Here is a 9,081-nt window from a genome sequence, read left to right on the forward strand (position 1 = left end):
TGCGCCGCTGCGGCCATTCGCTCGCGCACTCCGACGACCACCGCATCGACCGCGTCCGCGCGAACCTCGAACACCAGTTCGTCATGGACCTGCATCAGCATGCGCGCGTCGTCGCGCCGGTCGGCCAGCCAGCCGTCCACCTCCAGCATCGCGCGCTTGATGATGTCCGCCGCGGTGCCCTGCATGGGCGCGTTGATCGCCGCGCGCTCCGCTCCCGCGCGCTGCGCCGCATTGCGCGACTGGATGTAGTCCAGATGCAGGCGACGACCGAACAGCGTTTCCACATAGCCGTCGCGACGGGCCTTTTCGCGCGTTTCTTCCATGAAGGTCTGCACGCCCGGGTAGCGCGTGAAATAGCGTGCCATGTAGTCCTGGGCTTCACCGCGCGCCACGCCGAGCTGACGCGCGAGGCCGAATGCGCTCATGCCGTACATCAGTCCGAAGTTGATCGCCTTCGCGGCGCGGCGCTGATTGCCGTCGACGTCGGCCTGCGGGACGCCGAACACTTCGGCGGCAGTTGCGCGATGCACGTCCTGTCCGCCGTGGAATGCAGCGAGAAGGCCGGCATCGCCGGACAGGTGGGCCATGATGCGCAGCTCGATCTGCGAATAGTCCGCCGCGACGATGCACCAGCCCGGCGGCGCGACGAATGCCTTGCGGATGCGCCGGCCGTCCTCGGTGCGGATCGGAATGTTCTGCAGGTTGGGGTCGGACGACGACAGCCGACCCGTCGCGGCGATTGCTTGGCCGTAGCTGGTGTGCACGCGACCCGTGCGCGGGTTGACGTTGTCGGCGAGCTTCTCGGTGTAGGTCGAGCGCAACTTCGCAAGGCCGCGGTAGTCGAGGATCACGCGCGGAAGTTCGTGCTTGTCGGCAATCGCCTCAAGCGCTTCCTCATTCGTCGACGCCTGCCCGCCGGGCGTCTTGACGACCACGGGCAGCTTGAATTCGTCGAACAGGATCGCCTGCAACTGCTTGGGCGAGTCGAGACTGAAGTTGCGACCGGCGAGCGCGAACGCGCGTTCTGTCAGGTCATGCATGCGCCGTGCGAGTTCCTGGCTCTGGGTCCTGAGTGCCGGCACGTCGATCAGCACGCCCTGCTGCTCCATCCGTGCAAGCACCGGCACCAGCGGCATCTCGATCGTCTCGTAGACTCCGCGCAGGCTGTCCGACGCTTCCAGCTTTGGCCATTGCGCGCGATGCAGTCGCAGCGTGATGTCCGCATCCTCCGCGGCGTAGCGGCACGCGGTATCGAGATCGACCTGCGAGAACGAAATCTGCTTCGCACCCTTGCCGGCGACGTCCTCGTAGCGAATGGTCTCAATGCCGAGATTGCGTTTCGCGAGCGTGTCCATGTCGTGTCGCGCGGTCGAGTTGAGCACGTACGATTCGAGCATCGTGTCGTGCCTCACGCCGCGTACGTGGACGCCGTAGTTCGACAGCACGTTGATGTCGTACTTCGCATGCTGCGCGACCTTCGCGCGCGCCGGATCCTCGAAGAACGGCTTCAGCGCCGCCAGAACCGCGTCGCGCGGCAGCTGCGCCGGTGCGCCTGCGTAGTCGTGCCCGAGTGGAATGTACGCGGCGCTCTTCGGCTCGACCGCAAGCGAAATGCCGACGATCTCCGCGCGCATCGAATCGAGCGAGGTCGTTTCGGTGTCGAACGCGAACAGTTGCGCGTCGCGCAGCTTCAACAGCCACGCTTCAAACTGTGCGTCGGTTGTGACAAGTTCGTAATGTCCGGGGCCTGCGAGCTCGGGCGGCACGCCTGTGACCGGCGAGGCGCCAATCGCGGCTGAACCCGCTCCCACGGAACCCGCTCCCTTGGAAACCTCACCCGGCAATCCGGTGGGAGAGGCTTCAGCCGCGATGCCTTGCGCGCCTGCTGCAAATTCGAGATCCTTCAATGCCGCATTGAATTCATAGCGCTTGTACAGGGTGCGCAACGCGTCGACATCGCGCGGAAGCAATTTCAACGCGTCCGGCGCACGATCGAGCACGACATCGGTCTTGATCGTCGCAAGCTGACGCGACAACGGCAGTTGCTGGAGAGCCTTGCGAAGGTTCTCGCCGATCTTGCCGCCGACCTTGTCCGCGTTCGCGATCACACCGTCAAGCGTGCCGTATTCCGCCAGCCACTTCGCCGCGGTCTTCGGACCGCACTTCTCGACGCCGGGAATGTTGTCGACGCTGTCGCCCATCAACGCGAGGTAATCCACGATCTGGTCGGGGCGCACGCCGAATTTTTCGAACACGCCAGCATCGTCGAGCATCGATTGCGTCATGGTGTTGACCAGTTCCACGCCAGGCACGACCAGCTGGGCGAAATCCTTGTCGCCGGTCGACACCCTGACGTCGATGCCGGCGGCGATCGCCTGCCGCGTCAGCGTGCCGATCACGTCGTCTGCTTCGACGCCGTCGATGCGCAGGATCGGGAACCCCAGCGCCGAGACGATCGCCAGCATCGGCTCGATCTGCGCGCGCATGTCGTCGGGCATCGGCGCGCGATTGGCCTTGTACTCGGTGTAGAGGTCGTCGCGGAACGTGCGGCCTGGTGCGTCCTGCACGAACGCAGCGTATGCAGGCTGCTGCTTCAGCGTCGCGCGCAGCATGTTGACGATGCCGAATAACGCACCCGTCGGCTCACCCGCCGCATTGGTCAGCGGGGGAAGCGCGTGGAACGCGCGATAGAGGTAGGACGATCCGTCGATCAGGACGATGCGCGGGCGGGAAGACGGCATGGGCGTTGGCGGCGGAAACGGGCCCGCAGCTTGGCGCCGCCCCCGGCCGAATGCAACGCCGGCGGCGCGCGACCGCGCCCATGTCGAAAAGCCTCTCCCGACCACGTGTCGATTCGCATTTTCCGGCGCGAATCGTGAGCGAACATTCAGCGCCGTCTGCTAGTCTCGACGCAACCTCCGGAGGTGTCGCCGTGAAACTGTCCATCTGTCTATTCCTCGTTGCCGTGTCCATTGCCGGCGTCTCCCACGCCGTAGACAAGAAGCCGGGTCGCGCCGACGTCGCGCCACCTCCGGGCATGAACGACCCCGGCGTCACCTCCACTGAAACCGCGACTCCAGGCAGCGATCCGTCGACGGCGAATGCCGTGAGCGAAGATCCGCTTGCGCCACTGCCCAAGCCCGATGCACGCCTCGCTCGCGACAAGGCATCGCGCGACGCCTCCACCAGCACACAGCGCATCGCAAACAGCGAAGTGACCCGTCGCCAGCAAGGCGACGACACGGTCGAGGAATATCGCGATCGCGGCCACGTGTGGATGATCAAGATCGTGCAGAAAAATGGTCCCACGCAGACGTTCACCGACATCGACGGCAGTGGCCGTCTCAACCACGATCCCAAAGAAGGCCCGATCTCGCCGGTGTATTTCACACTGTACGAGTGGAAATAGCGGCAACCGCCGAAAGCGGTTGTTCAACGTGCGTGGCAGCGGCCTCCGCCGCGAAGTGCAGTCTAGGCGCGTCAATCAGCGCACCGTGGCGGAAACCGCTCGCACGTTTTTGGCCGGCAGCGTGAACGGGGCAGGACTGGCGAAACCGTGCGCGGATAGCGCGGGGTATATTGACGCTCCGCGAGCGCACATTTTCCGGTTGAAGCTTTCCGTGTCTCCACGCATCTGATCGATCGGGCACGACGGGAAGGATTCCGCTATGGCATCGATCATCGTCACTGGCGGACAGCCCGACCCCTCGGTGCTGGTGGCATCTGCGCTGTTCGACCAGCGCGACGCGCTCGTCAGGGTCGATCCGTCTTCGGCGCGCTCGCTGCGCATCGTGCCAGCCTCGCGCGCTGGACCCTTGGCCAAGGCCGCACTCGCCGACTGCAACGACAATGACCTGGTCGAGCTCGAACTCGATGGGGGCATTCGCGTGTGGATGTCGGTCGACGCGCTGAGGGCGTCACGCCGATTCAACATGGATGTGCGCGACGGGCAGATCGAAGTGGGGCCGTCGATGCGCGGCCTGCCCGGTGACCGCGGTTTTGGCGTTTGGGTCATCAAGGCGATGACGGTCGTCGCTGCACCGCACGCCGGAAAGCTCGCACACGCGAAGCTGGTCGCGGCGATCGACGCGCGACTCGGCAGCGCGCCCGGACTCTACCGGATCGCCGGAGATCCGCGCACCGGACTCGTCGCGTTCAAAGCGCCGGCGAAAGCGCCGGCCTCGCCTTACCTGCTGTTCCTGCACGGAACGGCGTCGTCGACCCACGGCAGCTTCGGTGGTCTGTGGCAGGTCAACGGTGGCGCGTCGATTGCCGAATTGAAACAACGCTACGCCGCGGACCAGATCCTCACCCTGCAACACCGGACTCTCACCGAAAGTCCGATCGACAATGCACTGGCGATCGCGACCGCGCTTCCGGCCGGCGCCGTGCTGCACCTGGTCAGCCATTCGCGCGGCGGATTGATCGGCGAGTTGCTCGCGCGCGCTGGCGTCGATGCTGGAAAGGCTCCATTTGGCGACGACGACCTTGCACTGTTCGACGCCGCCGTCGCAGGCAACGTGGCGTGGAAAGATCAGCCGGCGACGCTTCGTCGGCTCGCCGATCTGCTCGCGACCAAGCGTTTCCGCGTCGAGCGCTTCGCGCGCGTCGCGTGTCCGGCGCTCGGCACCACGCTTGCATCCGGCAAGTTGCAGGACTGGTGCAACATTGCGATGAACGTGCTCGGCGGCGTTGGCGCATTGACCGGCGCGCCGACGCTGGCGGCGATCAGCGACCTGCTCAAGGGACTGATCGCCGGCCTCATCACGTTCGATGATGTGCCGGGTTTGCAGGCCATGGATCCCTCCGGCCCGCTGGTGAAGCTCCTCAATGCCGAGGGCGCAAGCACGCAGGCGGATCTCGCCATCGTCGGTGGAACCACGCAAGGCCACGGCGTGTGGAACCGCCTGAAGATGCTGCTGGTGGACGCGTTCTTTGCCGGCGACAACGACCTCGTGGTCGACACGCCGGCAATGAGCGGCGGCACGCAACGCGAGAACGGCGCGATCCGCTTTCTGCAACGCTCGGCGGACATCCATCACTTCGCGTATTTCGATCATCCGGTGACTGCACGACATGTGCTCGATGCGCTGTCCGACATCGATCGGCTCGCACGCGGCTTCGATGGCGTCGACGTCAGCCACGTGCTGCGCGGTGCGGTTTCGCGCAGGCGACGCCCGCTGCCCGACAAACCACCCGTGGTGTTCGTGCTGCCGGGCATCATGGGGAGCTGCCTCGACGTCGGTCCCAATCGCGTCTGGGTCGACTACGGGCAACTGGTGTTCACCGGCCTTTCGAAGCTGGGCATCGACCAGCCGGATGTCACCCCGACCATGCTCGATGCAGACACCTACTCGGGGCTGCTCGATTTTCTCGGCGACACGCACGACGTCATTGCGTTTCCGTATGACTGGCGGTTGTCGGTGGATGCGGCCGGCGCGCGTCTCAATGATGCGCTGAAGGCGAAGCTTGCGGCGATCGACACCACGCGCCAGCCAATCCGCTTCGTCGCCCATTCGATGGGCGGCCTGGTGGTGCGGGCAATGATGGCGCGCGCCGACAGTGCGTGGCCGGCCATTTGCGCGCACACGGACGCGCGCGTGCTGATGCTCGGCACGCCAAACCGTGGATCGCATGCGATCACGCAGCTGATCCTCGGGCGCGAACGCACGCTGCGCCTTCTCGATACGCTCAACGTGAAACAGGGCATGCGCGGCCTGCTCGGGGTGGTCGATCGCTATCGCGGAGCGCTCGACCTGCTTCCGTGGCCAAGCGACCGCGACTACTTCAATGCCGATGTGTGGGCCGCGCTGATGCCGCTCGCGGACGGCACGGCCGTCGATGCCGCGCGCACCACCGCGTGGCCGACGCCGTCGAAAGCCGACCTCGCCGCATCGCACGCGTTTTGCGCCGCACTTGCGGAACAGCCACTGGATCCGCACCGCGTGGTGTACGTCGCAGGACAAGCCGACGAAACCGCGATCGGCATTGCAGTCGAAGGCAAGGGGTTGACCTTCATGGCGACCGCGGCCGGCGACGGCCGCGTGCCCTGGGACACCGGCATACCGGACGGCATTTCCGCGTGGTATGTCGACGCGGTCCATGGCGACATCCCGGCTCATCGGCGCTCGTGGCCGGGTTATCTCGATCTTCTGCAGTCCGGCACGACGCAGGCGCTCCGGCACGATCGTCCCGCAACGCGCGGCACCGACGATGTGTTCGAGCTGCGCGAAATCCCGGTGTCGTATCTTCCCGACGCCGACGCGATTGCGCGGGCGGGCATCGGGCGCGCGCAACCGCAATCGATTGCCGCGGCACAGACCTTCGTGCCGATTCCGGTGCGCGTGTCCTGGGGCGATCTGGGCTACGCCTCGCACATCGTCATGGTCGGTCACTACGCGAACGACAGCGTCGTCAGCGCGGAGGCGGCGCTCGACGCGCATCTCGGCGGCGAATTGCGGCGGCGCCACCAGTTGGGCCTGTACCCGGCGGCGATCGGTACCGCGCTGGTGCTCGAGGATGCGCTGAAAAAGCCGCCCGGGGTGATCGTGATCGGCCTCGGCGACGTCGGCGAGCTCGGAGCCGGCACGCTGTCGAACGCGGTCGCGTATGGCGTGCTCGCGTGGTTCGCCGAGCGCATCCGGGATGCCGAACGCTCCGGGCAATCGTTGCCCGACGACGGGCTGAGCCTGCTGCTGGTGGGTTCGGGCGCCGGTGGACTGGACATGCCCAATGCCATCGACGCACTGCTGCGCGGCGTCGCCCTCGCGCTGGAACGCATCGCGCCGGTGTCGCCCGACCCGCCCGGCATCAGCGACATCGAATTCATCGAGCTGTATGAGGATCGCGCGCATTCCCTCTGGCACGATCTCGGCGACGTGATCGACGCAAGCGAGCTCAAAGGTCGCTTCCAGCGGAGCGGAACGCTGGGTCGTCTGCCGGATGCGCGGCGTCGCGTACGAACCGACGTCATTCCTGCGTGGTGGCAGCGCCTGCAGATCACCCGCGATGGCGACACGCTCGTCTTCAATGACACTGTTGCGCGTGCGCGCACCGAAGTGCGTGTGCTGCCGACGCAGCGTCGCCTCGTCGACGACCTTCTCGCTGAGGCGACGCGCTCATCCGCGCGCGATCCGGCGCTTGAAACCACGCTGTTCGAACTGCTCGGTCCGAACGAACTGAAAGAGACCGCGCCGCGCCGCGCCAATCGCATCCTGGTGCTCGATCGCGATACCGCGCGCTATCCGTGGGAGCTGATGACCAATCAGCGCGATGCAAACGGCCTTCCGCAAGCGGTGGTCGCCGGAGTTCTGCGTCAGTTCTCGACGGTGGTGTTTCGTCGCAGTGCGGAGATGGCGACGCTGCACAACGCGCTCGTCATCGGCGATCCGCTCGGACCATTCCCGCCATTGCCCGGCGCGCAACAGGAAGCACGCGCGGTCGGCGAGCGATTGTCGAGCAGCGGTTACGACGTGACCCAGTTGAACGATCGACCCCGCACCTCATCGATCCTGCGTGCGCTCTACGCCGCTCCTTACCGCGTGGTCCATCTCGCGGGGCATGGCGTCGCCGATATCTCGGCGGTCGAGACGCCGGACGCGGGCGCGATCCATGCCAACGCCGCAATGGGCGACCCGGCGTCATCGCCGATCAGTGGGATGGTTCTCGAAGACGGCGTCTACCTCACGCACGCCGAGATCGAACAGATGCGCAGCGTACCGGAGCTGGTGTTCGTCAACTGCTGCCATCTCGGTGCGATCACCGACAACCCGAATGAAGTTGCCGCGCAGTTCGCATTGAAGTTCATCGAGATCGGCGTGCGCGCGGTGGTCGCGGCGGGCTGGGCCGTCGACGATGCCGCTGCGACACATTTCGCCGGCGAGTTCTACGCGCAGATGCTCGGCGGCAGCGGGTTCGGCGACGCAGTGAAGCGCGCCCGCCGCGTCTGCTTCGCCGCGTTCCCCGACGCGAACACGTTTGGTGCGTACCAATGCTACGGCGATCCCGACTATCGCCTGACCGCGTTGCGCAGCATCGACGACCGCTCAAGTGGAGCGGTCGAGTACGCCTCGGACAACGAGCTCATCATCGATGGCATCGAGCGCGCGTTTGACGGCTACATCGTCGACCAGACCGAAGCCGATGTTGCCGCGCGCCTCGATACCCTGGCAGCGACGGCCGAGAACCTTGGTTTCCTCGCCTCCGGTCGTGTGCACGAAGCGCTGGCCGGCGCCTATGCGCGCATCGGTCGTTTTGACGATGCAGTGATGCACGATCGCGCGGCGATCGCTGCCGATGGCGGCTCGCCGGCCGCGACGCTCGGCGCGCTGCAACGATTCACCGCGATGCGCGTGCGACAGGCGGTCAGCACGCTTGGGCCGGCGGTGTGGCGCATCACCAGCCAGAAGGCGCCCTCGGCCAGGGCACGGGCAGCCGCGGCCGCATCGATTCGCTCAGCGATCGCGGACTTCGAACCACAGCTCGTGTTCGGACGCACGCGCGATCGCCTCGCAACGCTCGGCAGCGCCGAAAAACGGCTGGCACTGGTCGCGACGAGTGTTCGCCAGCAACGCGCGGCGCTCGATCGCATGCAGATGTTCTACGAGGAAGCGTCTGCCCGCGCAGACGATCGCGACGACCCGCATTCGCTGCTGCAGCTCGCGCTCGCGATGCTGCTGCTGGCGCGAACGGGGGCGCCGCGAAGCCCTGCAGCGAAGGCGGGCGCACGCAAGGCTGCATCGGCGAAGGACGCCACGCTCACGAAGGCGACGCAGGCCCGTCACCGGGCGATCGACCGCCTGCTCGACCGGGCCGCCGACCTTCAACGTCAGTTCTCCTCCTCGACCGCTCCATACGTGTGGACCGACACCGCTGAAGCGGACGTCGACCTCATCCGCGCGATTCACACCGATTCACTCGATGGGACGACCGCGAAGCACATCGTTGCCGGCTACACGCAGGCGCTGACGCGCGCCAACGACTACGCGGCACGCACGTCGATCATCGAGAACGTTGGACTGATCCACGCACTGCTCGGCGAAACGGCGGGAGGGAACGCGGCGACGCTGGCGAACCTCAAGG

General features: G+C 66.2%; 3 protein-coding genes. 2 read left to right on the plus strand and 1 reads right to left on the minus strand.

Going from position 1 to position 9,081, the window contains the following annotated elements; genetic code table 11:
• Positions 1-2,741, minus strand: a 2,741-nt coding sequence (gene polA / locus ABIV12_RS07205) for a DNA polymerase I (protein ID WP_348057731.1), incomplete at its 3' end; no start/stop codon positions are given.
• 191 nt (positions 2,742-2,932) lie between these two features.
• Between polA and ABIV12_RS07210 the strand changes: the two genes are divergently transcribed.
• Both ABIV12_RS07210 and ABIV12_RS07215 read left to right on the plus strand, forming a co-directional pair.
• The gene (locus tag ABIV12_RS07210) at positions 2,933-3,409 is read left to right on the plus strand and encodes a DUF2782 domain-containing protein (RefSeq protein WP_348057733.1); all 477 of its coding nucleotides are present in this window, start codon (positions 2,933-2,935) and stop codon (positions 3,407-3,409) included.
• Between the two features lie 259 nt (positions 3,410-3,668).
• Positions 3,669-9,081: CHAT domain-containing protein (locus tag ABIV12_RS07215; RefSeq protein WP_348057735.1), on the plus strand; the 5,413-nt coding region annotated here is incomplete at its 3' end.

Source organism: Dokdonella sp., assembly GCF_039926425.1.
Taxonomy (GTDB): domain Bacteria; phylum Pseudomonadota; class Gammaproteobacteria; order Xanthomonadales; family Rhodanobacteraceae; genus Dokdonella_A.